Genomic DNA, 26,481 nt, shown 5'->3' with positions numbered 1-26,481 from the left:
GTGCCGTCCGTTATTCCGTGGAGATGTAGTGCAAATAGAAGAATTTATATGTTTTACACGATAATTTATCCTTCTATTTCTCGCTGAAACGGTACCGTCCTTATTAGGACGGCAAAGCCGTTTCTACTTGTTGTGTCCGCTCTCGGCATTCAGCTTGGCGATCAGCTTATCGCCTTCGACATCGAGATTCGGCAGCAGGCGGTCCAGCCATTTCGGCAGCCACCAGGCTTTGTCGCCGAAGACGGCCATGACGGCCGGAACCAGCGTCATCCGGACAATGAAGGCATCGATCAGGATGCCGAAGGCCAGTGCGAAGCCGATCTGCTTAATCATCGCATCCGGGGCGAAGATGAAGCCTGCGAAGACGGATACCATAATCACACCTGCGGCCAGTACGACCCGGCTGGCCAGATCATAGCCGTGAACGACACTGTCCTTGCCATGGCGGCCGTGGACATAGGCTTCACGCATGGAGCTGACCAGGAAGACCTGATAATCCATGGCGAGTCCGTACAGAATACCGGTAACCAGGATTGGCATGAAGCTGAGCAGCGGTCCGCCGGTATCGAAGCCGAACAGCGAATGCAGCCAGCCCCATTGATAGACGGCGGTGGTCACGCCGAAGGTGGCAAGAATACTTAGCACGAAGCCGACGGTCGCTTTGATTGGCACGATAATCGACCGGAACACCAGCAGTAGAATGATCAGCGACAGGATTACGATGATCCCGATGTATACAGGGAAGGCATCGGACAGCTTGGAGGACATATCAATATTGATGGCGGTGAAGCCGGTCACGCCAAGATTGATATTGTTGCCGGTGGTCAGAGCGGAATTCGGATCGCGCAGCTCCTGCACCAGATCTCTCGTTGCGGTGTCAGTGGGACCCGTCTTCGGAATTAGGCTGATAATAGCGATATCGCCGGTGGGACTGACACCAAGCGGAGAGACTAGGGTCACATTATCGTGCATTTGCAGCTCCTGAACCAGCTTGCCCAGGACTGGCATGGAGATCTTCTCAGACGGATTCTTCGTCTCAGCGACCAGCAGCAGCGGGCCGTTGAAGCCTTCGCCGAATCCTTTGGAGATGACATCATAGCTCTGGCGGGCCGGAGTATCCAGGTTCGCCGAGGCGCCGGATGGAATACCCAGCTCCATCTTGGTCACCGGAATTGCGGCTGTGCCAAGCACCAGCACTACGAGTACAATGATGGCCCAGCGGTATTTCACTGTGGCATTCGCCCAGCGATGGGAGAAGCTGTGCTGTGATTTTTTGGCTGCGGTGCTGTGCTTGGTCCGGGCTTTGGCAGTTACGATCCGTTCACCGACCAGTCCGAGCAGCGCAGGCAGCAGGGATAAGGCCAGCAGGACGTTGATCAGAACACTGGCCGCAGCCACAAGTGCCATTGTCGATAAGAAGCCGATGCCAATGACGAGCATGCCGCACAGGGCGATAATAACGGTCAGACCCGCGAAGAATACAGCACTGCCTGCGGTGCCCAGAGCACGGCTGGCTGCTTCCGCTGCGCTTAATTTCTCATCCAGGATCAGACGGCGTTGCCGGTTCACAATGAACAGCGAGTAGTCGATCCCTACGGCGAGACCGATCATCACGGCAAGAACCGGTGTAATATCGTTCATCTGGATCAGGCTGCCGAGGGCAAACGCACCTCCGACGCTAATGCCGACTCCGAGAAGCGCGGTCAGCAGCGGCAGGCCTGCGGCTACGACTGAGCCCAGTGTCAGGAACAATACGACGGCAGCAACGGCCACGCCGATCGCTTCTGTGGAGCCGATGGCCGGCATGCTTTTGAGCGAGTCGCTTGGAATCGCCGTAATGCCTGAACCGGACTGTTCGACCTCGGATACGGTATCGATGATATTATCCGGCACATCCGATGGCAGAGATGTCTGCTGAACGGTGAACTGGAACTGGAACAGGGCAATGCTGCCGTCAGCCGACAGCATCACGCCGGGAACCGGCATCCCGTCGGCCATCAGCGGGCCGAACGGGGCTGCCTGAGCCGCAGCGCCTTGGCCCGCAGCGGCGGAAGGATCGGCGGCGGCGGCTTGGCCGGCAGCGGCGGAAGGGTCGGCGGCAGCTTGGCCGGCCGCAGCGGAAGGATCGGCAGCGGCGGAAGGATCGGCGGCAGCGCCCTGGCCCGCGGCGGCAGAAGGATCAGCGGCGGAAGGGTCAGCACCGGCGCCCTGGGCCGCCGCAGCCGCTTGGGCTGCCAGCTCCATAGGGTTAATGACATATTCCATGTTGTACACATCATTAATGGCCTTCAGGAGCAGCGCAGTACGCTCAGGCGTATCGAGACGTTCTCCTTCCGGCGCAGTGAAGGCGATGCTTGCCTGCCCTCCGGCAGCAGCGGGCAGCTCTTTTGTCAGCTTATCCAGCACTTTTTGCGACTCAGTGCCTTCAATTTTCATCTCAGAGCTGGATTGAATGCCGTTGACTCCAATCAGGGTGCCTACAACTCCGAGTACAATGATCCAGACTGCAATGAAGGCCCAAGGCTTGGCATAAGCAGATTTTCCTAAGCGGTATAGAAAGGTAGACATGTAATGGTTTCTCCTCTTTATCTGTGAATTTAGAAGCCGTTGCGTAAATAAGCAAACATGGAATTCAGGTATTGTTCAAACAGCATGGCATCGGAGCCTTCACTCAGCTGTTCGCCCGGCAGCATGACATTCAGCCGTCCGTCCAAGATAGGCACGAAGGCCCCATAGACGGCACCTACCAGCAGGTGGGTATATCCATCGGCATACCGTCCACGGGTGAACTGCTCCAGCGTGTCCTGGGCGGTGATCTGCAAATGCCGAAAGACATTGAGAATGTAAGGCTCCAGAGACGGATACTGATTCGCCAAAGAGACGAACTGCCGCAGCTTATGCAGGAACTCCGAGGTGAATTGCAGCTTCAGCAGATTGTACAGGGCATCGAGCGGTGTAGCATCGGGCGGCAGAGCAGCCAGCGGGTTATTTTCTTCCTCTTTCTCTTGGACAGCAATAATGCCAATGAAGTAGGCAGCGACTGCCTCTTCTTTACAGGAGAAGTAATTCGCAAAAGTCCGCCGGGAATACCCGGCCTTCTGAACAACATCGTCGACAATGAAGCCGTCCATGCCATGCTCAAGCGCAAGCTCGAAGGCCGCTACGGCTAAGGCGTAGGAGGTGGCTTCCTTTTTTTTGTCCCGCAAATTCAGTTTCGAATTCAAATTTCAACGTTCCTCCTTTCTTCAAAAGTTAAAGGCGCTATAGAATCTATAGATTCTATTATTGCTCAAAGGGAAAGATTGCACAATGAGCATCGAGTGACGGAAGTGTGAATGTTTTAAATTTGTAATAATGAGCTGGAGAAAAAAGGTGGGGGATGAGGGATGAGTTAGGAGGAAGTCATTGTGAGGATAATGAGAAATGGTGGAGTAGGCGAGTAAGTGCGTAGGTACGTAGATGAGTAGGTGAGTAGATGAGTAGGTGAGTAGATGAGTAGGTGAGTAGATGAGTAGATGAGTAGATGAGTAGATGAGTAGGTGAGTAGGTGAGTAGGTGAGTAGGTGAGTAGGTGAGTAGGTGAGTAGGTGAGTAGATGAGTAGATGAGTAGATGACTAGGTGAGTAAGTGAGTAGGTGAGTAAGTGAGAGGATGAGTAATGTTGGTGTAAACAGACGATAGCGCGAGCAAATCCCCGGGCGGATAAGAGCAGAGCTGAAGAATGCGCCTTCATTCGCGAAGGGACAGCAATTTTGGCTTCTTTTGTCATCCGTGAGGTTTTACATTAAATGGCTGCAGGCGTAAGATTCAATCAACAACCGAATGAAATGACACTGTTCTTGAAATGGCTGAATTCCGTAACGGGAACGGGGGAACCAACTGGTGCAGGCGGCTTAAGGATGGGCTGCTGAGTACCCGGGGTGAATCCTTGCCAGCGTGCTACTATGGCTCTGGTGAGGTAGGGCAATCTCGCTGTCCGAATCCGTCAGCTAACCCCGTAAGCCTCGAAGAGAGAGGATGAGCGCCATGATCGATTAACCGACCACGGAGAGCCCTGCTGCTGTGGTCTTTTTGTTGTGCAGGAGAGGGATAAATCCCACTAATTGCGCTGAAAATGGGCTGGATGCGGAAATGAGAGGGATTAATCCCTCAGATTGCGCTGAAAATGGGCTGGAGGTGGAAATGAGAGGGATTAATCCCTCAAATGCAGAGGAAAGTGGGAGGATGAAGAGCACAAGTGCACCTGAATCCCGGCAATGTTGGCTAAACGAGCAAATGAAGAGCACAAGTGCACCTGAATCCCGGCAATGCCAAGTTGCGTCTCAGCCCCTACTAACCAAGCAGCCTAAAGTGAAAATTAAAGGAAATAGTGACGGAGAGAAGCACAATTAAATCATATAACAACATTAATTAGTCAATTTAAATACGAATTAGTCTTGTATGTACCACATTAGTCTGTTTCCGCATCACCCAAATAGTCAGCTAATGCATCATCACATTACATTGAAAGGAGGGGTTACCATCGTTACTGTATTTATCGTCTGCTTCTGGGTGGGCCTCCTGCTTATCCTCAGCGGCAGCATTCATGGACATGGTCTGGCAGGCCACCTGCATGTCGGGGGCGGGGATGCGGGTGGACCGGGCTTCCTGCCGATTCTTCCGTTGATGGTGTTTGTCACCGTCTGGGGCGGCACGGGGTATATGCTTGTCAATTACAGCGGGATGCAATTGCTTGCCGTAGTGCTGGTCTGTACTTTGATTGCCCTGCTGCCGGGCATTCTGCTCTACACCGTGCTGGCACGGGTGATGACCCGGTATGACAGCAGTATGAGTGAACTGGATTATGATCCGGCCGGCCAGCTCGGGTATATCAGCATCGCCGCAGCGGATGGGGCTGTGGGAGAGATGAAGTATGTGCTGCACGGGACCATGCGCTCCATCGGCGTGCGGGCGGAATCCGGCCAGCAGCTGCTGCGGGGCGACCGGGTGATTATTGTGAAGACGGATAAGGGGATCGCAGCGGTCACTCTGTTCGAACGGGAAATGGAACATAACTAACGGGGAGTGTCGGAGCAAATGTTAATTTTATATGTAACCGGAGCTATTGTTGTAGTGATTCTGCTGGCGTTAACCAGTATTGTGACCGCGTATAAAAAGGTTCCGCCCAATCAGGCCATGATCGTATACGGTCTCGGCGGCAAAAGAGTGGTTCAGGGCGGCGGGACGTTCGTCATCCCCGGCTTTCAGAACAATAAAACCATCTCCATGATGCTGATGAGCTTCGATGTTATCCCGGCGCAGGCCATGTTCTCTCGTCAAGGCATCAAGCTGAACCTGGAGGCAGTCGCCCAAATTAAGATTAAAAGCGATCCAACCGCGATTCTCACTGCCAGTGAACAGTTCATTGACCGGCCGGAAGAGGACCGTGAGACGATTATTTTGCATTCGGTGGAGGGTCATCTGCGCGGCCTCATCGGCCAGCTCAGTGTAGAATCCATACTCAAGACCCCAGACGAAATCAACAGCAAGATGCGGGAGACCTGCTCAGAGGATCTCGACAAAATGGGGCTGGAGGTGGTCAGCTTCACCATCAAGAAGATTACCGACGACAAAGGGTACATCGACAATATGGGGGTGCCCGAGATTGAGCGTATCCGCCGCGACGCCAGTATTGCCAAGGCCGAAGCCGAACGCGACATTCAGATCAAGCAGGCCGAAGCGGAGAAGGAATCCTCCATTGCCAAAGCCAATGCCCATCAGGCGACCATAGAAGCGGGAACCGCCGCCCGTGCGAAGGAATCCCTGTTCGAGAAGGAGCTGAATATTAAGCAGGCGGATTTCAAGCTGGAGACCGAGGTGAAGAAGGCGCAAGCGGATCTGGCGTACGAATTGCAGCAGAACAAGATCAAGCAGTCACTGGTTACGGAACAGGTGAAAATCACTCAGATGGAGGCCGAAGCCAACCGCACAGTCCGGGAGATTGAGGTCGAGCTGAAGCAGAAGGAGCTGGAGGCGACGGTAATCAAGCCTGCCCAGGCGGAGAATCAGGCGACGATCATGAGAGCAGAAGCCGCCAAGCAGCGGCAGATTCTGGAGGCGGAAGCCGAGGCAGCTACCACAACCAAGCGCGGACTGGCAACAGCAGAGGCGGAGCTGGCAAAAGGGAAGGCGAATGCAGAGATCGTACAGCTCGCCGGAGCGGCGGAAGCGGGAGCACTTCAGAAGAAGGCTGAGGCGTACAAACAGTTCACTCAAGCTGCCCTGACCGTGGAATTTCTGAAAATCCTGCCGGAGCTGGCTGAGAAAATCGCCTCCCCGCTAGCCAAGGTAGACAAGATCACGGTCATCTCTCAGGACGGCGCTTCCTCTGGCGTGAACAAAATTACCGGCGATATCGCCAAAATCATGGCCCAGGTGCCTGAGCTGACCAAGACACTTACCGGCATGGACGTAACAGAGGCGCTCAGCGGGTTATTTGGCCGGGATCATGAACATGGACAGGAGTAGATGAGGAATAGGGGGAGGTAGTAAGTAGTTAATGAACCGGCAGCAAAGCCGCCTTCCTGACTGCATCTCTCCACCAAAAAAACAGGCGTCAATCTCCAAAAGGAGGCTGACGCCTGTGGTATGCCTTAAGCAGTACGAAGCTGTACGAAGCAGCAGCCTTATAATGAAAAGCAAGCTGTAGATCAGCGCTGCACCGCTCTCAGGCGGTAAGTGCAGCTTGCGTAATCTCCGCGCAGGTCGGAGACTACAAGGCCGATGCGCATCAGGCGGTCGCCGCCGAGCGGTGTACCGTCAAAGGCCGTCTGGAACGGACCGGAGCTATCGCCTCCAGCTGCCGCAGCAGCTTCAGCGCCGCCGTGGACATGCTCGTTGCTGCCGGCAGCCCCGGTCTCGATGACGTAATCCAGCTCCGGATTCAGTCCCTTGAGCGTAAGGCGCGAGATTGGCGGATTAGGTCTCGCGAGTACACGGAAGTAAGCGACGAAGGCCTCGGTCTTGTCCTCGCTGACGAACATCCAGGCGGTCTCACCGCTGCCCTCGAACGGACTTAGCAGACGGTACATATCCCCTTGCTGCACCAGTTTGCGGATTTCCTTGTACTGGGCAATCTGCCGGGCGGCCAGGTCCTTCTCGGCTTCGGTGAACCTGGTGAGGTCCAGCTCGTAGCCGAAGTTACCGCTCATCGCCACATCGCCGCGCGTAGCGAGGGAAGTAATGCGGTCTACCTGATGGTTCGGAACGTCAGATACATGCGCGCCCATGCTGCTGGCCGGATAGACGATGCTAGTGCCGTACTGAATCGCCAGGCGCTCCACCGCATCGGTGTTGTCGCTGGTCCAGGTCTGCGGCATATAGAACAGCATGCCCGGATCGAACCGGCCGCCGCCGCCGGAGCAGCTCTCGAACAGAATGTCAGGGAAGCGCGAGGTCAGGCGTTCCAGCAGATTATACAGGCCGAGCATATAGCGGTGGGTGGTTTCTTTTTGCCGCTCCGGGGCGGCCTTCACTGATGCAATCTCGGTCATGTTACGGTTCATGTCCCACTTGATATAGCGGATCGGGGCACTGGAAAAGACCGCGCTTAGCGTCTCATACAGATAGTCACATACCTCCGGGCGGGAGAGATCCAGGATCAGCTGGTTGCGGCCTTCCGTGCGGCGGCGTCCCTCGGCATGCAGGCACCAGTCCGGGTGCTTGCGGTATAGCTCACTATCCGGCGAAACCATCTCCGGCTCTACCCATAGACCGAACTGTACGCCTTCCTTATTGACCCGGTCTGCCAGATCCGCCAGACCTTCAGGCAGCTTGCGGCGGTCCTCGAACCAGTCGCCGAGCGAGCTGTTGTCCTTATCGCGTCTGCCGAACCAGCCGTCGTCAAGGACGAATAGCTCAATGCCGAGCGGGCCTGCTGCTTTGGCGATGGTTGCGATTTTGTCCGCATTGAAGTCGAAGTAAGTCGCCTCCCAGTTGTTGACCAGAATCGGCCGGGCCTGATCACGGTGAACACCGCGGCAGAGCCGGGTCCGGTACAGCCGGTGATAGGTGCGCGACATGCCGCCGATGCCTTCGCTGGAATAGACAAGCACGGCCTCCGGGGTCTGGAAGGATTGGCCCGGCTCCAGCAGCCAGGAGAAGTCGAACGGATTAATCCCGATGCTTACACGGGTCTGTCCGAACTGCTCCACCTCAGCAGTAGCGCTGAAGCTGCCGCTGTAGACGAGGCTGAAGCCATAGACATCACCCTGGTCTTCATCTGCACCCGGGCGCAGAAGCGCGAGGAAAGGATTGACCTGATGGCTGCTTGATCCGCGGCGGCTCTCCAGAGACAGCGCGGCCCCGGGGTTAAGCGGGTGGCGCTGGACATGGCGTTCTCTGGCCCATGCGCCGCTCAGGTGTAGGGTGTCATAGGCAGAATCGGCAAAATCCACCGATGCGCTAAGCGCCTGCTCCAGCCGGAACGGGGCTTCACCGTTATGCTCGAAACGTACAGAGCGGGTAACCGCCTGATGGTCAGCGAACACCGTATAGAGCAGTCTGACCGTCAGACCGGCGTAATCATCCTTCAGGGTGAGCTCAAGCGTGAGGGCTTCTGCTTCGCTCTCTGCATAGACCGCAGGCAGTCCGTCCAGTGCCGGCTTGCCCGGCGTGATTACATAGCCTGCATATTGCAGCTCTGAGATCCGCGTGCCGTCTGCAAGCTGAACCTGATAAGCCGGCCGGCGAAAATCACTTGTACCATACTGCGGATACTCCTGCGGGAGTGCATCCAGCGAGAGGGCGGGCTTTTGCGGCAGCGGGGTTGGCGAGAAGGAGGCGCGTTCACGCAGCTCCAGTGCTCCGGCCAGACTGTCATCATGACGGAGCCGTGCGCCCCAGTAGACATGGGCAGGGTAACCCTCTACCAGTTGGATGATGTAGCTGGTGTCTTTGGACTGAAGGTGAAACAACCCTTGCGATTCATCTGCAAAAATGTTCATGATCTTAACACTCCTTGTATGTTGGGATAAGGTCTGAATATCTGGACCAGCTTGAGCGGGACTTCTGCGGATATCTTGGAAAAGGCAATCTGCGATTGCTGTGAAACCGGGCTGCGGCTAATCCGCTATCCCGCCGCTGGTCTCGCGGACAATCAGCTTCGTGCCGATCATCGTATGCGAAGGAGCTTCGCGTCCTTCGAACCGCTCGGCAAGTAATTGAACTGCTGCTTTGCCCATCTGCTCGGGGTAGGCGCGGACCGTTGTCAGTGGAGGCTGAACATAGGCTGCCATCTCGATATCATCGAAGCCGACGACAGCCATCCCGGCAGGCACCTGTATCCCGTAATCATGCAGGGCACGCAGGGCGCCGACCGCCAGCGGATCACTGGCGGCGAAGCAGGCCGTAGGCCGCTTTACACCTGCCAGCAGCTCGCTCATCATCCGGTAGCCGTCAGCACTGGTCCAGCTTCCCGTGCGGATCAGCGCCGGATCATAACAGCCCTGGCTCTGCATGATCCGGGTGTAATGATGCCTGCGGCGTTCCTCTCCGCTGCCGCCTCCGATGAAGGCGATCTCGCGGTGACCCAGCTCCAGCAGATGGCCCAGCGCCTGATCGACAGCCTGCCGGAAATGGGTCCGCACGGAGTCGTATTCCGGGCGCTCCGAGTAATGATCGACAAGCACCGTGGTGCTTGTATCCTGGTGCAGCTTCGCAAGCTCTCCCGGCTGGAAGCTTCCGCCGACTACGATAAGCCCGTCACCGGCGGGCCGGAGCGGGGCTGGCGTGCTGTGTCCGCGCAGCGTCTGGCCCAGCCGGATGCCCAGCTCCTCACAGCGCAGCTCCACGCCGCGCCGGATGGAGCCGTAATAAGGGTCGTCCCGTTCCTCTTCGGCTGAACACCAGAGCAGAAGCGTGACGGTCTTGCTGCCCAGCTCATTCTCCCGCTTCAGTTGCCGTACCCGTGAGGGCTTGTAGCCCAGCTGCCCGGCCACGGTGAATACGCGGCTGCGCGTCTCCTCGCTGACAGCCAGGGACAGGTCGTTATTTAGCACTCTGGATACGGTTGCGGCTGATACGCCGGCCTCCCGGGCGATATCTTTAATCGTTGCCAAGCTGATCACGCCTTTTTAGTTAATAAATTTACTAAATCTTCACCTTAATCCTATCATCCCTTTGGAGTTCTTTCAAGCAGATTTTGACGAGCGCTTACATGGGAGGGGATTGGACGCAGGAGCACCGCCGTATCGCCTCATCGCCTCATCGCCTCATCGCCGCCGCCCCATCTACGTACCGCCTTATCGTCGTATAACCCCGTCACTATTTCATCGTACGGCCCATCGCCCATCGCTCATCGCCCGCCACTCATCGCCCATCGCTCATCGCCCATCGCTCATCGCCCGCCACTCATCGCCCATCGCTCATCGCCCACCACTCATCGCCCATCGCTCATCGCCCATCACTCATCGTCTCATCGCCTAGCCCCGCCCCAACATCCTCGCGGACTGGAAGGCCCTTATCAGCAGCAAATTACACGGTTAGGCAGGCCGGGCGGACTCAGTGGCCGTTAACTAACCTATTACTCCTCATTTATAGCTGCAAATGGTCAAATAGGCGCTCCTGAGTCCGCAAACATAAGAAAAGTTGGTTTTTTCGCGCTATAGCGTCATATCAGTCCGCCAGATGCCAAGTAAGCCTAGGAGGAGTTTGGAACAAGCCCCGAACAAGCCCCCAACAGGTCTTGCTTTGTTGTTCAGCCCTTGCTCTTTGGAGACAGCTATGTCACAGCCCACTATTCCGTTTGTACGCAAATAAAAAAAGGCAGCCTATTTAGGCAGCCTCGTCCATTTTTTTCGAGCAAATAAAGTTATCTCATCCCTATCACCCTACAGCATGCTCACCGAACAAATGTCCCACAATCAGATCCGCACACTCTTCAGAAGTGTTCTCATGCGTGTTCACCTTGAAGCCATACCCGATGTCCCGGGCCATCAGCTTGTGCTGCTCCTCCGACTGGTCTTCACTCCGGTGCTCCCGGGCCAGGTTGCGCTGGCGGCAGATGTCCAGAGGACAGAATACTTCAATAATGGATAGCGGGTATCCGCTGAAAATCTCCTTTACCTTCTCATAATGAGGCGCAAGTCCGGGACGTTCCACGATAATGCCGTCAATCAGCACATGCTTGCCATGATCCGAGAATAGTTTGGCGGTATGATACATCATGATAATCGCTTCGCTAAGATACTTCCAGTAATCTTCACGCAGGTAGCGTTCCCCGATCGTCTCTTCGAAGAGATCATTGGCTACCACATAAAAGAATTCCGGTGATCTCGCTTGTATGGCTTCGACGATTGAGGTTTTGCCGGAGCTGGTCACTCCGTTTAGAAATACGATTTGTCCTTGGTTCATTTGCCTTTCCTTCCTTTCATGCTTCGTTTAATTTCTTCCTTCGTTTATTCCCTTCATTACTCTTATTCCCTTCGTTACTCTCCTCCCGCATTCCCCTCAATCTGCTGCATATAATCCCGGGGGGAGAGCCCGGTGACCTTCTTGAATACCTTGCTGAAATAGAAGGCGCTCTCATAGCCGAGCTTCTGGGAGATTTCGTAGATCCGGCCTTCGCCGCGGACCATCATCTCCTTGGCGGCGTTGATTTTGGTCTCTGTGATATACTCAACATAGTTCACTTTGGCGACCTTGGAGAACAGGTGGCTCAGGTAGTTGGGGCTGAAGTTGAACACATCCGCCACCTGATGAAGCGAGAGCTTGGTGCCGAGATTTCTTTTGATATACTCCTGGACATTCTTCACCACCTGCTCCTTATAGCTCTGTCTGCGGGTGGCGAGCATCCGGACGCAGCCGTCCCGGAACTGGACGAGCCAGACGATAATCTCCTCAATCGTATGCATCTGGTAGATCGCCCGGTAACCCTCCGGCTCCTGTTCGAAGATCTGCTCCACCATGTTCTCGCCGTCCGCTAGCAGGGAGGTCGCCATATACAGAATGTTGCAGGCAGCATCGGTGGCGGGAACGAGCAGGTCGTCCCGTCCGTCGAAGCTCTCGATCATCCGGGAGATAATACTGTGCAGGGCGCGGGTATCCATTTCTTCAAAAGCTCTGCGGATCTCCAGCCGAGACTCCGAGAAGTCAAACAGAAGCTGCTCCTGCAGCGGGGCTTCGCCTTCCGTGAAGAAGACGAAGGAGCGCTCCTTCACGGCGGCGGGCAGCGCCTTCCGGGCAGCTAGATAGCTCCCCTGCAGCAAAAACGGATCTTCCGCCGCGAAGCCGATCGCCCCGATAATGGTCACGTTGAAATAATTATGCAGCACGGAAGCCATATCCGCCAGTTGCTTCTGAATGTCAGGCATCCAGAGCTGCGGATCAGGTCCCGCAACCGGCAGAATCAGCGCGAAGTTGCGCAGATCCAGACTGGTTACATAGCAGGCGCTAAGCGAAGAGAGCGTATCCTTCGCCATCTGTACCGTGCTTGAGCATAAGGCCACCAGCTTATCCCCGCGCGGCGGGACGGTGTCCGGTCCGAGAATGCGGCAGGTGCAGACCAGATAGGCCGGCGCGGAGAGGTCCACCTCCAGATCCTCCTTTTGCAGCAGATACTGGTTCTTGTTCTCGAACAGGCCGCTTAACAGCCGGATGAAGAATTTATCCCGCTGGGCCTGGAGATTGCCGCGGTGGACCAGCTTCGGATAGCTCTCTATCGTCTGATACTCCTCCAGGATACTAATGGCCCGGCGGATCGATTCGCCCAGCGCCTCCGGGGTCAGCTCCAGCTTCACCAGGTAATCGGTGGCCTGGACCTCAATCGCTCCGCGCGCATACTGGAATTCCTCGTAGCTGGTCAGCATGATGAACAGCGGAAGCCGCCCGTACTTGCGGCGGACCGAGCCGGCAACCTCGAGGCCGCTTTTAATCGGCATTTTGATATCGCTGATTACGATGTCCGGGCGGAGGGTGTCGATCATCTCTTCCTCCTGCGCACCGTTGTGGGCGATGCCGACGATTTCAATGTTATATTGCTCCCATTTCAGCATGGACTGGAGTCCGATGCAGACCAGGGCTTCATCATCTGCGATTAATAATTTGATCAAGCTCATCACATCCTTGCTCAGTTTGCAGGGCGCCGGGGGCTATTCTCTCTGCCGGAAGGGCAGCAGCAGCTTCATCCTGGTGTAACGGCCGACCTCGCTCTCAATCGACAAGCCGTACTCCCCGCCAAAAGCAAGCTGCAGCCGCTCGTTCACACTGCGCAGCCCGATATTCTCCAGCATTCCCTTAGCCTCGTCCCCGGGAACGGTTAGGATGGTGGAGATCTGCTCCTCCTTCATCCCGACCCCGTTGTCCTCGATCGTGATGAGCAGATCCGCGAAGCCGCTCTTCGTGACCCGGACCACAATATCGCCCCGGCCTTTGGGCTCGATGCCGTGGAAGATCGCGTTCTCGACCAGCGGCTGGAGGGTGAAGCGGGGAATAAGCCCGGCGAGCAGCGCTTCCTCTTCAATCTCTGTGACCATGGTAACCGTGCTGCCGTACCGGTATTTCTGAATCAGGAAATAATCATCCAGCAGGCTCAGCTCATCCTTCAGCGGCATCAGCCGCCGGTTGTCCTTGGCGATGCTGCGGAGCAGCCGGGACAGGGAGGTCGTCATCTCTGCAATGCCGGTGGCGTTCTGGATTGTAGCCATCCATTTGATTGAATTCAGGGTATTATACAGGAAGTGCGGATTAATCTGATTCTGGAGCATCCGGTACTCCAGCTCCTGCTTCTGCTTCTCGTCTGCGAGCCGGCTGTCCATGAGGGCCACGATATCCTGGGACAGGCGGTTAATGCCCCGGCCGACATCGCCCAGCTCGCTGTTCCATTCAATACCCGAGTCCAGCAGGAAGTTGCCCTGGGCAATCTTGTCCATGCGCTTCTTCAGCTTCTCCACCGGCAGGCTGATCGTGCGGGTCAAATACAGCGTAATGATCGCGCTTAAGACAAGCACGAGCAGACAGACACCGAGCAGGACGAGAATCCATATATTGCTCCGGGGAGCGAACTGGTCGTTCGATAAGGTCTGCGAGAGCATGACACCGCTGCGTACCGGATACGATACCACGATATGCCTTTCCCGATCATCCTGCAATTTCACCATGGACAGCTCGGTACCCGGGCCGACAGGCTTGTCACTGGTATAGGCTACCGGCTCATACGGCTCTTCAATGGCTTTGACCTGATCTCCGTTAAGCTGATAATGATGCTCGCCGAGTGTGAGGAGCAGCCGGGAATGCTCCGGCAGGGCATAGCCCTTCAGCTTGTCCGTAATGACGGAGGTATTCGCGAGCAGGTAGACGGTGCCCACCCGGGTAGCCCCCCGGCCATAGATCGGGAACACAAAGGGAATGCCGTAGGAATTGGAGAGAGGATCTTTAATGACCCGGTCCCATTGCTCTTCGGCCTCATTCGTCAGACCGGTGACTTGACCGATATTATGGATGGTAAGCGGAACGGAGGTGCCGAAATTCTCCACCTGCAGGAACTTTCCGCTGTTATCCGTGGCAATCAGGCGGCGTACATAGCTATAGGAACGGTTGATCCGCACATCGTCCTGCATCGCGTTGAACACATTCAGCGCCTGCTTGGGGCTGGCCTCCGCCGACCCGAAATATTCGGTAAGCAGTGTGTTCGTAGACGAGTTAGTGCTGCTGGTCATCGCCAGCGTAGTCAGATCAATCAGATCCTGTTCAATAATATGGGAGACGAGCTGGAGGTTGAATTCCGTCGCCTGGATCGTTGTTTTCCGCTGATAATAGGTAATGAGTTCGTAGCTGAACCATGACAGCAGCGTCGCTATCAGCAGCGCAAAGGCGGTCATGAGCAGAATAATGCGGCTTTTAATAGTAGATTTTCTTACCGTGGTGAACACTCCTTTAGGATATATAAGAGGCACTAAAGAAATAAACAAAAAAGCAAAAGAAGCGGAGGGGAAATTTGGAACTGGAGGAGCGATAGCGACCGCCTTTGTCACCGGATTTCTACCGCGATTAGCGGTTTAAATCAAGAAAACTGGGGACAACAGCGGCCGGAAGTCCAAATGTTCACCGCAGTGACGATGTAGCTTCAAGTTAAACTCTTAAGTGCATCTTATACAGGTGAGGATATATAAAGCGTTTTCAACTACCATAGCATATTCCTGCGTTTCAATATAGAGTCAGGGGGAGAAGCTGAGAATTTTACAGGTTTCGGATAAGAAATTACAGGTTTGGGGCAGGCCGTGCGGAGAAGAGCACAGAATAGTGAATGAACTGTGTTTGATTTTGCATCCCCATCGGATCTGAAAAGGCTTACAATTTGAACTAAGGCCGGGTAAGCAAATGCACCGGTTATCGATAGACCATCAGAAGATAAAGGGGATACTTACATGAACTTGAAAAGATTCTACGGCATGACCCTGGCCACTGCGCTCTCTGTGAGCCTGCTGGCCGGATGCTCCGGCAATAACAATACGAAAGACGCTGCTGCCACGGCCGCACCCGCTTCGGGCAACGCTGCAACCGCTTCCTCCGAACCAAGCCAGGAGCCGGTAACACTGAAATGGGCGCTGTGGGACTGGGAAGCGACTGCCTACTACAAACCGCTGATCGATGCTTACAAGGCTGCACATCCGAACGTAACTATTGAGTATGTGGATCTTGGCTCCACCGACTATATGACCATGCTCAGCACACAGCTCTCGGGCGGGGCAGATCTGGACGTCCTGACGATCAAAGACATTCCGGGCTACTCGAACCTTGTGAAGCAGAATCACCTGGAGCCGCTGAAGACCTACATGGGTGACAAATCCATCGATCCTTCGGTGTATGGCGGTACGGTGGAGCAGATTGAAGTGAACGGCGAGGTGTATGCGCTTCCGTTCCGCAGTGACTTCTGGGTGATCTACTACAACAAAGCCTTGTTCGACAAAGCGGGCGTGGATTATCCGACCAACGATATGACCTTCGACCAATATGATGAGCTGGCCCGCAAGATGACCTCCGGCAGCGGCTCGGAAAAAGTATACGGCGCACACTACCACACCTGGCGCAGCGCGGTTCAACTGTTCGGCATTCTGGACGGCAAGAACACTGTGGTCGGCGGCAACTATGACTTCCTGAAGCCTACCTATGAGCGGATTCTGAAGGAGCAGGAAGATGGCATCGTTATGGATTACGCTACCCTGAAGACCTCCAGCACGCATTACTCCGGCGTATTCTACAACAACTCTGTTGCGATGATGAACATGGGCAGCTGGTTCATTGCCACCCAGATTGAGAAGGTGAAGAGCGGCGAATCCCAGTCGAAGGAATGGGGCATCGTGAAGTATCCTCATCCTGAAGGCGTAGAAGCCGGAACGACTCTGGGAACGATTACTTCCCTGGCCGTTAACCAGAAGTCTAAGCATAAGGAAGCTGCCCTTGATTTCATGAACTTCGTAACGGGTGCGGAAGGCGCCAAGGTGATCGCTTCTACCGGTACGATCCCTGCGATCAAGAATGACGAAGTTATCAATTCCATCACCTCCATCGACGGCTTCCCGTCAGACGAGAACAGTAAGGCTGCACTGAATACCGTTCAGACTTATCTGGAAATGCCGATTCATGAGAAGAGTGCGGACATCGAGGTTATTCTGAATGAAGCACATGACAACATCATGACCAAGAACGCTACGATCGACGAAGGCTTGAAGGATATGAATGACCGTGTAGGCCAGCTTTTGAACAATTAAGGTGAGCGTGTAACGGTAGTGTACTGAAGGAAGGGCGGGCGGAGGCCCGCCTTCCATATAAATAGAGACATTACAGCACTCACATTAACAGGCTTCGAAATAATTCCCACTTTGCGGGGATGTTAGATAAGGTTTGGAGGAGAACGAATGCAGAACGAAACCATATTGCGTACAAATAAGAGCCCAAAAAGCCGGTTGTCGCGCGGACTCCGGGATAACCTGGTCGCGTATAGCTTTATTGCGCCGAACTTTATCGGATTTGCCCTGTTCACCCTGGTACCGATGATCTTTGCCTTTATTCTGGCGTTTGTGAAATGGGACGGGGCCAATCCGATGAAGTTCATCGGGCTGGACAACTTCTCCCGGCTGATCTCGGATACCACCTTCCACAAAGCCTTGTGGAACACGATTGTCTACACCATCGGTGTCGTGCCGCTGACCATGATCGTGGCGCTGGCGCTGGCGATTCTGCTCAATCAGAAGATTATGGGCCGTAATTTCATGAGAACGGTCTTCTTCTTCCCTTACGTGGCTTCGCTGGTAGCGGTTGCGGCGGTATGGAACTTCATCTTCAGCCCGACCATGGGTCCGGTGAACAACATCCTGCACCTGATAACTGGTATTCCGCTGGAGGACCTGCCCCGCTGGGCGGCGGATAAGCAGTGGGCGATGTTTACGGTAGTGCTTTTCACAGTGTGGAAAAATATGGGTTACTACATGGTCATCTATCTGGCCGGTCTTCAGGGAATTAACCCGGAGCTGTATGAAGCGGCTGAGCTGGACGGCGCAGGCCCGTGGAGAAGATTCCGCAATGTGACTGTGCCGCAGCTGGCACCAACCACCTTCTTTGTCCTGATGATTCTGGTCATCAACTCGTTCAAGGTCTACGATATCTTCATCAACCTGTTCGCCGGCGCGGATAACCAGCTCAACAATGCTACTCGGGTCATGGTCTATCAGATTTACAACACGGCGTTCCGCTCGCTTGATTACGGATATGCCAGTGCCATGGCGATTGTACTCTTTCTGCTGGTACTCGGCATTACCATCGTCCAGTTCCGCGGCGAGAAGAAATACGGACAATAGGGGGATCTATAAGATATGGTTGGTAAAAGTAAAGGACTTAAAATCAGCTTAATGGTGCTTGTATATGCCCTGTTAATTCTGACCGTGCTGGCGATGCTGGTGCCGTATATCTGGATGCTGTCGTCTTCGCTCAAGCTGAACAAGGATGTCTTCTCCTTCCCGATGCAGTGGATTCCGGCGAATCCGCGCTGGGAGAATTTCCAGGATATCTGGACCCGGATTCCGCTCGGGCGCTTCATCTACAATACAGCGAAATTATCCATAATTGTTACGATCCTGCAGCTGCTGACTTCCAGCTTCGCAGCGTATGCTTTCTCCAAGCTGCATTTTAGAGGCAAAAATGTGATCTTCTTGGGATACATCGCGACGATTGCGATTCCTTGGCAGGCTTACATGGTGCCGCAGTTCATTCTGATGCGCTATATGGGCTTGAACAATACCCACCTGGCCATCATTCTGCTGCAAGCCTTCTCGGCCTTCGGGGTGTTCATGATGCGCCAGTTTTATCAGGGCGTACCTGATGAATTATGTGAAGCCGCAAGAATCGACGGACTCAGCGAATACGGAATTTGGGCGAGAATTATGCTTCCGCTGTCCAAGCCTGCGCTGTCCACACTGACGATCTTCACTTTCGTCGCCACCTGGAATGATTTCCTCGGGCCAATGATTTATCTGACCGATACGAAGCTCAAGACGATCCAGATCGGTCTGCGGATGTTCATCTCCCAGTATTCTGCCGAGTACGGGCTGATCATGGCAGCCAGTGTAGTGTCCATCATTCCGGTAGTGATTGTCTTCCTGGCGCTTCAGAAGTACTTCGTGCAGGGCGTTGCTGCTTCGGGGATTAAGGGATAGTAGAGCGTTAGATTGAACTATAGAGATTGTACTTATTTTTTCTCCTATGGGATAGCCGTGACTCCAGAGAATGTTTGGCCCTCCGGTCGCTGTGTGCCTAACTGTACTTTGTTGGTACAACTAAACAGCTGTAATTCTGTGAATAGGGTCAGACCCGGAGGTTCCGTAAAACAAAATTATACCGGCCAGTTGACCGGCCAGGAGTTTGCTCCTAACGGACCTGAGAGACTCTATTCCCTGAAAAACGCCACTTTTGGCGGTTTAACGGACTGAGTAGCACTTATCGCTTCTTTACATGATGTTTAGAGTAGAAATTCCAAGAATAAGCTCCACGGGGTCCGTTAGGTTGCCCAAGAGGGGACTTTCATCGGAATAAGAGCCCACTCAGTCCGTTACGCCGGGCCAAACGCCCCAAATGGACAGCTCTCGTCTTCATCTGGGAATGGAGGAGCTAGAATGGCACCTGAAGAGATTCGCTCTTCTCCTGTAGGCCTTCAGGCATCATAGCGCCCCATCTACCAGCTTATATCTGACGCTGTACTAGTAGAGTAACAGCCTGGCAGTTGCAGCTTTTCGCAGTCTGCCAGGTATTTGTATACCCGCATTGTGAATTTAGACGAAGGTCTGTCCAAGTCAATCATTCTTCTTACGAAATGCTGAATGCGCTTACTTAAGTGAGAAAGAGGAGGATTAATGAATGAACAGAAAGAACCGCGTTAAGAAAAGGCTATTCTCCGTGCTGATGTCCGCTACACTCGTAGCCGGAATGTTCCCTGCCCTTGGTCTGCCGTCGGCATCGGCGGCTACAGCTACCGAAAATACAGTCTATGCTGCGGCTTATATGGGTGCCCAGACTACCGCAGGTACGACACTTCCGGCAAGCATCGAGATTGCAGGTCAGGCTGCGGCGGTGAGCTGGAACATCGGTGAAGATACCTTCGATGTACCGTATGACACCGTGACAGTCACTGGAACTGCAAACGGCGGTCCGGTCACGGCAAGCGTGGAGGTTATTCCGCCAGCCAGCAGTCCGCTAGTCTATTTTGTGGATAGTGGCAGAGGGGGCGATTCTTTTGGCAACGGTCCTTCTACTTCACCTCTATACGAAGCGGTCAGAACGTTGACCGGCAGTGAGCTGCTTAACCCGTCACCGGACCAGAGGTATGTCGCCGGTACCACAGACTGGGGATTCGATGATTCCATCCATAAAGTGAAGAATTCCAAAAACGGTAATCTTACCGATCCTGCCGCTGATCCAAGCCTATGGGTTGTCGGGCTGCGCGCAGACCCTGCCAGCAACGATATTATCTATAAATTGAAAGCACTTCAGTCTGGAACCTATACGCTTAGCAGCGGTTTCTATGATTGGTACGGCAGCCGTGACCGGCTCATACAGCCCCGGCTGGAATACAAGAATAGCAGCGGGGAGAGCAAGACGATCCCGTTTGCTCAGTTCAACACGAATACGACAAAATTTATTTCCGGTGAATTTACCATTCCCGGAGACATTGACACCAGCAGTCCGATGACGCTGACCTATGCTAATGTCTCCGGGGAGAAGCCGATACTTAGCTGGTTCGCTGTTGCCAAGGGCGCGATTAAGCAAGAGATGGATGACGCCCGCCAGACCGCTGCTTCTACAACCAAGATTCTGCTCGATGGCAACGATATCAAGAAGGATAATGTCAACGGACTGACCTTCAAAGGCTTCGGCGTACTCAGCGGCAACAGCACCAGTGCCCTGCTAATGGACTATAAGTCTGAGCAGCCGGAGGCCTATGCCCAAATGCTGAAGATTCTGTTCGGCGGTGACCGCCCGCTGATCGACCATGTCAAGATTGAAATGGGCAATGACCGCAATAACTCTACCGGTCCTGACCCTTCAACGATGCGTACGGAGGATGAGAAGGCCAATGTAGCCCGGCATCCCGGCTTCCAGCTTGCGGCGGATGCCAAGGCTATTAATCCGGCTGTCAAGGTAAGCTTCCTGCGCTGGAATGCTCCGGCCTGGGCGAACAATAACGACAAGATTTATACCTGGTACAAAAAGACTATTCTGGCCGCATACCGCGAATATGGCTACATGATCGATTATGTGAATCCCCATATTAATGAGCACGCGCCGGATCTGGCCTGGACGAAGCAGTATGGTGAGAGGGTCAAGAGTGATACTGAAGGCTTCAAAAACGATCAGGAGAAAGAGCTGTACCACAGCATCCAGCTGGTGATTTCCGACGAGGTCGGCATCGGCTCCTTCGGGGATGCCATGGTGAATGACCTGTCGCTGCGTGAAGCTGTAGCTGCTGCCGGATTCCATTACAATACCGATGACGACAGCAAAGGGAATTTCAAACGGCTGGCCGATGAATTCGACAAGGAAATCTGGAACAGCGAGGCGCAGGCCACCTTCAGTAACTCGGCCTTCCGCCCCAATAATAATATGAAGGACCCGTCAGTGGCAGGGACAGGAATTGGCGGCACCGGCGGACCGCTGGAGATGGGCAATACCATTATCAAGGGCTTCGTGAATTCCCGGCGGACGCATTTCATCTATCAGCCGGCGATTGGCTCCTTCTATGAAGGTGGACAATATTCCTTCAAAGAGCTGCTCAGTGCGCGTGACCCGTGGTCGGGCTTCATTCATTATGACGCGGGGCTGGTCATTTTGAAGCATTTTAACGGATTCGCCAAGACCGGCTGGGAGAATGAAGACAATACGGCTGGCATCTGGAGAGCCGTTCCTGCAGCCAGCTATACCGGAGCAACGGGTACGAATCCGGTCAGCGGACGTAACGGAACTCCGAGCTACATGACGCTTGCCGCTCCTGACAAGCAGGATTTCTCGACCGTCATCATCAATGACAGCCAGTATGAGAAGATCTACAAGCTCCAGGCCGTGAACATGGGCTATACCGGGAATCCTTCGCTGGAGGTGTGGGAGACCCGTGCGGCGGACAAAGGTCAGGCTTTTAACAGCAATTATATGAAGCCTCTTGGTGATGCCCATGCCGATGGCAGCGGCTTGTATACCATACGTGTGAAGCCGTTCTCGATTGTAACGGTCACTACGCTGGATAACCGCGCGAATGAAGAATTCGGTACCCCGCTTCCGGTTGAAGGTGAACGCACGGTGCTTGACACCGATGCCACCGGGTCCGTGCAGAATACGGAGGATCAGGTGCTGTATACAGATGACTTCAATTATGGAGACAGAACCGTGCCTGTTATCGGAGAAGGCGGTGCAATTACAGATGAAGAGAGTTATGTAAGCTCACGCGGCGGGCCGCAGAGTGTAATTCCGCGCTATACCCAGGACCTCAACGGCGCATTCGAGGGGTATCTGGTTGACGGCACGGATAACTATGTGCTGCGGCAGCAGCTGGACCAGGTAACTACCGGCGTGGGCGGGGCCTGGAACGGCGGTGATCCGGTCACAGCAATCGGTGATTACCGCTGGACTAACTATAAGGCCAGCGCCGATGTGTCTTTTGAACAGAACAGTACGTATGGCGGGAATAATTACGCAGCGATTGGAGCCAGATATCAGGGAGGTCCGCAGACGATTAACGGTACTCCTTATGCGCTCAAGTTCTGGTTCGATGGCGGCTGGCAGCTGCTGTCCAGCGGCACCGTTGTGTCCAGCGGCAACGCAGCTACCGGCTCCGGCGGTGTGAAGATTGCCGATTTCAATGCGGCACATGACGCGTGGCATAACATTGCCATTCAGGTGGCCGGTGACACGGTGACTGCTTATTTGGATCAGGTTGAGCTTGCCTCCTATACCGATCCGAATCCGAAGCTCTCCGGGCGCGTGCAGCTCGCGAGCGGCTTCTACCATGTCCGCTTCGACAATCTGAAGGTAGAGAAGGTGGAGGGTTATACGCCTTATTATTCAGAGCAGCTGGATAATCTGGAGATGTTTGATCTGGCGCAGTCACCTGGGGCGAAGCTGGCATACGAGGGTGCCTGGGCCCATGAGAATGGAAAAGGCATGTATGTATATCAGCGGTCCCTCTCTACCAGCCAGGGTGCGGGTGCGGTGCTGAAGTATACTTTTACCGGCACGGGCCTTGATATTCTCGGACCAAATGACGGCTCCGCTAAGCTGGAAGCTGTAGTAGACGGGGAGACCCAAGTGGTCTCGGGCAGTACGGCGGCAGCGAGGGAGCTGTATCAGGCCTTCACGCTCCGTGGACTGAAATACGGTGAGCATACCGCTCAGATCAAAGTGCTGAGCGGAACCCTGGCCGTGGATTCCGTTGGGATTATCAGCGGGGCAGGAGCTGGTAGCCCGGATACAGCGGGACTTCAGCAGGCGGTGAGTGCTGCGCTGGAGATCAGCAGGGAGGATGATTTCCCCGAGAAGGACTGGAATATCTTCGTTCATGCACTGGGCGCAGCCCAGGCAGCACTAAGTGATCCGGTTCTGTACAGATTGGATCAGGAAGGGGCTGAGCACCTTGAAGCCCGCCTGACCTTCGCCCGCAATCTGCTGACTACGGGAGATGTGAGAGAGCTTGCCGCTATTGCGGATATGGCAACCTATGCAGGACAGCTGCCGGAGCTTCCCGCCAAGGTGGAAGCCACACGTGCAGACGGCACGAAATTACAGGTGGCCGTGAAGTGGAATCTGGAAGCGGTCAGCTTTAACAATCCTTTTGAAAGGGTGGCTGTAACCGGCTCCTACGGAAGCTTGAAGACCACAGCTTATGTGGAGGTGGTGCCACAAGGGCTTGTGTACTTCCTGGACCCTGGAGTCCCGGCGGACGGCGACACCCCGCCATTTACGACGATTAAGAATTTTGCAGGCGAGGGCCTGCTGAATAACAAAGCAGACCAGCTGTCGGCAGATGACACGGTATGGGGACATACCAACACGGGGGCTAACTATAACCCTAAGGGGCTGGGCGGTGCTGTAGTCACTACCGATAAGGCCCAGACAGGGGTATACAGCTCGAATACGAAGAATACGCCGCTCGTCTACAATCTGCCGCTCTCTGCGGGCAAATACACAATTACTTCCTACCATCTGGACTGGTGGAACAATGCCAGCCGGACCATGGATATTACACTCAGCTATGTGGATGCTGAGGGTAAGACCGTGAATGAGACCGTCCAGACCAACCTGGTTGCAGGTCCGAATGGGGTCATGGTTCAGCATGATTTCACGCTGCCGGTCAGCGGTACAGTGAAATATTCGGTGAACAATACGTTCAGTCAGGCGGCTCTGATCAGCTATCTGGCTGTAGCCAGAGATAAGACCAGTGTGGAGAATGAACAGGCAGTCTCTGAGGCGAAGAGTATCCTTGAAGGCGCGAAGTACAGCGTGAAGAAGGAGACAGCGGGAAGTGAAGAGGCTGTACGGATCTGGCTGGCGCAGACCATCGGCGGATTGCCGGGCTTCAAGGGCACCGGGGTTACCCTGGGTGACATTACCATGGCTGCATTCCAGGAAGCAACGGAGGATACAGAGGGCAGCTTCACTTTCTCGGTAACCTTAAGCAAGGGAGAAGCATCGGCAGAGGGTGCTGCCAGCGGAACAATCACGCTGCCCGTACCGGATACAGTACAGCCGGGGATTACCCTGAATGGGGAGGCGACAGTCAATCTGCCGGTCGGAGCGGAATATACCGATGCCGGAGCTACAGCTTATGATGATCAGGACGGGGATATCACTGAACGTATTACGACAACGGTGACCAGCGAAGTGTATGGCTTGACTGAACTGGATACATCCAAGGTGGATATCTATACCTTCCATTATAATGTCAGTGATACGGCGGGCAATCCGGCTGCTGAGGTGACAAGACGGGTAGTGGTTGCGCTGGACCCGGATGTAACGAAGCCGGTAATTACCTTGCTTGGTGAAGCATCCGCTGAATTGGAGAAGAGTGCAGACTATACGGATGCCGGAGCTACAGCGGCAGATGACCGGGACGGCGATATTACAGACCGTATCGTTGCAACGATTACGCAGGATGGGGAGACCGTGCTGACGCTGGATACTTCAGCAGCAGGCAGCTATGTGTATCATTATAATGTGACGGATACAGCGGGCAATGCGGCGGCTGAAGTGACAAGAACGGTCACTGTAAAAGAAGCGGAGCTGCCGCCGGAAGTAATTCCAACTCCGACGCCAACTCCGGTGCCGACAGCAACACCGGCTCCTGTGGAAGTGCCAGTATGGACACCAGCACCGGCCGTAACGCCTTCGCCAACTGCAGCACCGTCCCCTTCACCGCAGACGGAGAAGGTTCTTACAGCGGCTGATTTCCCGGCACCGGCTGGCGGAGCTATAACCGTTCAGCTAACAGATGCTATTGAATCCGTGCTGCTTCCGGCAGGATTAGCCGGAATAACAGGAGAGAATACCCTGCGTCTTGCCTGGAACTCAGTTGCCGTTGAACTGAGTCCGCAAGTGCTGAAGAGCATCCGGGAGAAGGCTGCCGGGGCTGGAGGACAGCCGGAAGGATCGGCGCTCAGGCTCTCTGCCGTGAAGACAGCGAGAGCTGCTGCGGAGCAGCTCATAAATAACCCGGCGGTCAATGGGGCCGTTCAGTTAACGGCGGCAAGTGATGTGATCCGCTTCAGCCTGGAGCTTGTGGCTGTGGACGGGAGCTCCGTGGCAGTGACAACGTTTAACCAGCCGCTGACGCTTACCTTCACGGTTGATCCTAATGCTAACCGCAGCTTACTCGGCGTCTACTATATTGCTGCCAGCGGGGCCGTGGAATACATGGGCGGCACGCTGACAGACGGTAAACTTACCGCTGGTGTGCAGCATTTCAGCCAGTATGCGGTGCTGGAGTATGACAAGACATTCTCGGATGTAAGCAGCAATAGCTGGGCCAGCGGTGTTATTAAATCTATGGCTGCGAAGCATATTATTGAAGGCATTTCCAGCAGCGAGTTCCAGCCGCAAGGTGAAGTCACAAGGGCGCAATTCGCCGCAATGATTACACGTGCGCTTGGCCTTAAGGCGGCAAGCCCATCCGCATTTGCCGATGTGGACGCCAAGTCCTGGTACGCCGAAGCTGTGGCGGCAGTGCATGAAGCGGGCATCGTGCTCGGACGCAGCAAGGACGCCTTCGCTCCGAACGAACGCATTACCCGCGAGGAAATGGCGGTCATGATCGTCCGGGCGTACGCCACCCTTCCGGGAAGCCAGACAGGAGATTCAGCCGGAAGCTCGTTCAGTGACTATTCCCGGATTCGGGATTGGGCGAAGAACGCTGCCGTTACCGCTGAACAGGCCGGCCTGATCCAAGGACGCGGCAACCAGCAATTCGCGCCGCAGGAGACCATGACCCGTGCCGAGAGTGCGCAAGTCATCGCTAATTTGCTGGGGCATATATAAGCTGCATCTCTAGTTACTGGCATAATTCCAAACTAACTAATTATACAAGGTAAACAAAACAGCGGTTCTCCAGTATTGGGGAACCGCTGCTCTGCGTATACATACTGAAATGAAAGGGATAAATCCCTCCGAATCCGCCCAAAGTGGCTTGCGCATGGAAATGAAAGGGATAAATCCCTCCGATTTCGTCGAAAGTGTGCTACACGTGGAAATGAAAGGGATAAATCCCTCCGAATCCGCCGAAAGTATGCTACACGTGGAAATGAGAGGGATAAATCCCTCCGAATATACTAGAAGTGGGCAGCGGTCGTAAGGAGGAGCATAACTGCACCTCATTCCGCCAAAAGTAGGCGCCGATAGTTGGCTGTGTATGGATACGTGAATAGTGCTGTAACAACCGCGTAAGCTCCAGCATGACTCCTCCATTGGCTGACGCAT

At 54.6% G+C, this 26,481-nt stretch carries 13 protein-coding genes and 1 riboswitch; of the genes, 6 read left to right on the top strand and 7 right to left on the bottom strand.

What is annotated here, in order from left to right; genetic code table 11:
* Positions 1-123: 123 nt before the first annotated feature.
* Together NSS83_RS09355 and NSS83_RS09350 are read right to left on the bottom strand one after the other, a co-directional pair.
* Positions 124-2,568 carry an MMPL family transporter gene (locus NSS83_RS09355; RefSeq protein ID WP_341348092.1) on the bottom strand — a complete coding sequence of 815 codons (2,445 nt, stop codon included), beginning with the start codon at positions 2,566-2,568 and terminating at the stop codon, positions 124-126.
* A 29-nt stretch (positions 2,569-2,597) separates the two neighbouring features.
* On the bottom strand, positions 2,598-3,224 hold the full coding sequence (locus NSS83_RS09350) for a TetR/AcrR family transcriptional regulator (protein ID WP_341184703.1): 627 nt from the start codon (positions 3,222-3,224) through the stop codon (positions 2,598-2,600).
* Between the two features lie 612 nt (positions 3,225-3,836).
* Positions 3,837-4,019: riboswitch (cyclic di-AMP (ydaO/yuaA leader) on the top strand.
* Between the two features lie 484 nt (positions 4,020-4,503).
* On the opposite strand from NSS83_RS09350, the gene NSS83_RS09345 reads away from it, so the two are divergent.
* Together NSS83_RS09345 and NSS83_RS09340 are read left to right on the top strand one after the other, a co-directional pair.
* Positions 4,504-5,058 carry a hypothetical protein gene (locus NSS83_RS09345; protein ID WP_341184704.1) on the top strand — a complete coding sequence of 185 codons (555 nt, stop codon included), beginning with the start codon at positions 4,504-4,506 and terminating at the stop codon, positions 5,056-5,058.
* Between the two features lie 18 nt (positions 5,059-5,076).
* Positions 5,077-6,507, top strand: a complete 1,431-nt coding sequence (locus NSS83_RS09340) for an SPFH domain-containing protein (protein ID WP_341184705.1) — start codon at positions 5,077-5,079, stop codon at positions 6,505-6,507.
* Positions 6,508-6,689: 182 nt separating this feature from the next.
* On the opposite strand, the gene NSS83_RS09335 is transcribed toward NSS83_RS09340, so the two are convergent.
* The 5 genes from NSS83_RS09335 to NSS83_RS09315 all read right to left on the bottom strand — a co-directional run bounded on the left by NSS83_RS09335 (position 6,690) and on the right by NSS83_RS09315 (position 14,855).
* A complete protein-coding gene (locus tag NSS83_RS09335; RefSeq protein WP_341184706.1) occupies positions 6,690-8,984 on the bottom strand; it encodes an alpha-galactosidase in 2,295 nt (764 codons plus the stop codon).
* Positions 8,985-9,101: 117 nt separating this feature from the next.
* Complete coding sequence (locus NSS83_RS09330; RefSeq protein WP_341184707.1) at positions 9,102-10,097, bottom strand: substrate-binding domain-containing protein; 996 nt, start codon at positions 10,095-10,097, stop codon at positions 9,102-9,104.
* Between the two features lie 766 nt (positions 10,098-10,863).
* Positions 10,864-11,391, bottom strand: a complete 528-nt coding sequence (locus NSS83_RS09325; RefSeq protein ID WP_341184708.1) for an AAA family ATPase — start codon at positions 11,389-11,391, stop codon at positions 10,864-10,866.
* 74 nt (positions 11,392-11,465) lie between these two features.
* A complete protein-coding gene (locus tag NSS83_RS09320; protein WP_341184709.1) occupies positions 11,466-13,088 on the bottom strand; it encodes a helix-turn-helix domain-containing protein in 1,623 nt (540 codons plus the stop codon).
* A 39-nt stretch (positions 13,089-13,127) separates the two neighbouring features.
* Positions 13,128-14,855 (bottom strand): sensor histidine kinase, encoded by a 1,728-nt coding sequence (locus tag NSS83_RS09315; protein WP_341184710.1) that lies wholly within the window; start codon positions 14,853-14,855, stop codon positions 13,128-13,130.
* A gap of 546 nt (positions 14,856-15,401) precedes the next feature.
* Between NSS83_RS09315 and NSS83_RS09310 the strand changes: the two genes are divergently transcribed.
* The 4 genes from NSS83_RS09310 to NSS83_RS09295 all read left to right on the top strand — a co-directional run bounded on the left by NSS83_RS09310 (position 15,402) and on the right by NSS83_RS09295 (position 26,043).
* Positions 15,402-16,745 (top strand): sugar ABC transporter substrate-binding protein, encoded by a 1,344-nt coding sequence (locus NSS83_RS09310; RefSeq protein WP_341184711.1) that lies wholly within the window; start codon positions 15,402-15,404, stop codon positions 16,743-16,745.
* Positions 16,746-16,892: 147 nt separating this feature from the next.
* The gene (locus tag NSS83_RS09305) at positions 16,893-17,831 is read left to right on the top strand and encodes a sugar ABC transporter permease (protein WP_036699514.1); all 939 of its coding nucleotides are present in this window, start codon (positions 16,893-16,895) and stop codon (positions 17,829-17,831) included.
* A gap of 15 nt (positions 17,832-17,846) precedes the next feature.
* Complete coding sequence (locus NSS83_RS09300) at positions 17,847-18,686, top strand: carbohydrate ABC transporter permease (RefSeq protein WP_051493958.1); 840 nt, start codon at positions 17,847-17,849, stop codon at positions 18,684-18,686.
* Between the two features lie 697 nt (positions 18,687-19,383).
* Positions 19,384-26,043: an S-layer homology domain-containing protein gene (locus NSS83_RS09295; RefSeq protein ID WP_341348091.1), complete on the top strand. Its 6,660-nt coding sequence runs from the start codon at positions 19,384-19,386 to the stop codon at positions 26,041-26,043.
* Positions 26,044-26,481: the final 438 nt, after the last annotated feature.

It is taken from the genome of Paenibacillus sp. FSL H3-0469 (genome assembly GCF_038051945.1).
GTDB lineage: Bacteria > Bacillota > Bacilli > Paenibacillales > Paenibacillaceae > Paenibacillus_AQ.
Note: the sequence above shows the minus strand (reverse complement) of the source record. Positions and strands in the feature narration are given on the sequence as shown.

Bases quoted from the DNA above. Each gene is read 5' to 3' on its own strand.
- NSS83_RS09355 (WP_341348092.1), bottom strand. From the start codon at position 2,568: ATGTCTACCTTTCTATACCGCTTAGGAAAATCTGCTTATGCCAAGCCT.
- NSS83_RS09295 (WP_341348091.1), top strand. From the start codon at position 19,384: ATGAACAGAAAGAACCGCGTTAAGAAAAGGCTATTCTCCGTGCTGATG.
- NSS83_RS09340 (WP_341184705.1), top strand. From the start codon at position 5,077: ATGTTAATTTTATATGTAACCGGAGCTATTGTTGTAGTGATTCTGCTG.
- NSS83_RS09305 (WP_036699514.1), top strand. From the start codon at position 16,893: ATGCAGAACGAAACCATATTGCGTACAAATAAGAGCCCAAAAAGCCGG.
- NSS83_RS09325 (WP_341184708.1), bottom strand. From the start codon at position 11,391: ATGAACCAAGGACAAATCGTATTTCTAAACGGAGTGACCAGCTCCGGC.
- NSS83_RS09300 (WP_051493958.1), top strand. From the start codon at position 17,847: ATGGTTGGTAAAAGTAAAGGACTTAAAATCAGCTTAATGGTGCTTGTA.
- NSS83_RS09310 (WP_341184711.1), top strand. From the start codon at position 15,402: ATGAACTTGAAAAGATTCTACGGCATGACCCTGGCCACTGCGCTCTCT.
- NSS83_RS09315 (WP_341184710.1), bottom strand. From the start codon at position 14,855: ATGACCGCCTTTGCGCTGCTGATAGCGACGCTGCTGTCATGGTTCAGC.
- NSS83_RS09335 (WP_341184706.1), bottom strand. From the start codon at position 8,984: ATGAACATTTTTGCAGATGAATCGCAAGGGTTGTTTCACCTTCAGTCC.